Consider the following 932-nt stretch of genomic DNA (forward strand, 5'->3'; position numbering starts at 1 on the left):
TTGCCAGCGCACGAAGATGCGTTTCGGCAGGTCTGCGCCCAGCACTGGCATGCCGGCACCGCCAATACCCACCCAACCCCGCGCATTTTCGGTTCCATCTTCATGATCACTTCTTGCGGCTGCACCCGATGCGACAGAGTGAAATATCCGACCATTGATGTCTTCGACTGCCGAGGTCTCGACCCACACCGTCATGTGGGCAGGTTCGGTAAAACCGATGTACCACCACCGTGTTTTGGGGTCGTTTTTGGCCGATAGTGGATCGACAGGATGGCATGCACTTATCGTTGCGAGTGCGAACAAAGCGGTCAGAATTTTCATGGTTACAGTGTTCATTCCGGTACATGAGGGGGGTGTATCCGTACGGCATCCCTCACCAACTGCCATAGGGGATGCCGAAACGTTCGATGTAGCGTTGGGAGGAGTCTTTGATCTTCCAGGCGTAGCGCCCTTCATTTTTGCCAAGATAAGGGCCAAGAGGCTCGATACCGACTTGCCCTCGGTCGACTTTGTGGGCGCGGAAACAGTCGTCCCAGACCCAGACCTGAATGATGCCGCCCGGCGCCAGTCCCAGATTCAGGGCTGCACTCAGGTTAGCGGTGAACTGAGGGGTTTCGTGGCAGCGCTGGGCCGTCGAGTTGCGCATCATTTCGCGGGTGGTTTCGGAGATATCAATCCAGCCTGCGTAGGTCTTGCGCTCGACTATCGATTGCCAGCGCACGAAGATGCGTTTCGGCAGGTCTGCGCCCAGCACTGGCATGCCGGCACCGCCAATACCCACCCAACCCCGCGCATTTTCGGTTCCATCTTCATGATCACTTCTTGCGGCTGCACCCGATGCGACAGAGTGAAATATCCGACCATTGATGTCTTCGACTGCCGAGGTCTCGACCCACACCGTCATGTGGGCAGGTTCGGTAAAACCGATGTAC

2 protein-coding genes are annotated in these 932 nt (G+C 57.0%); both read right to left on the reverse strand.

Annotation, left to right across the window (positions count from 1 at the left end; translation table 11 throughout):
* On the reverse strand, positions 1 to 321 hold a 321-nt coding region (locus AC1DWM_RS30105; RefSeq protein WP_477796888.1), incomplete at its 3' end, for a DUF2931 family protein.
* A gap of 52 nt (positions 322 to 373) precedes the next feature.
* Positions 374 to 932 (reverse strand): DUF2931 family protein (locus AC1DWM_RS30110; protein WP_477796889.1); only part of this gene is annotated, 559 nt, incomplete at its 5' end.

The organism is Pseudomonas sp. P4_C8 (assembly GCF_056401975.1).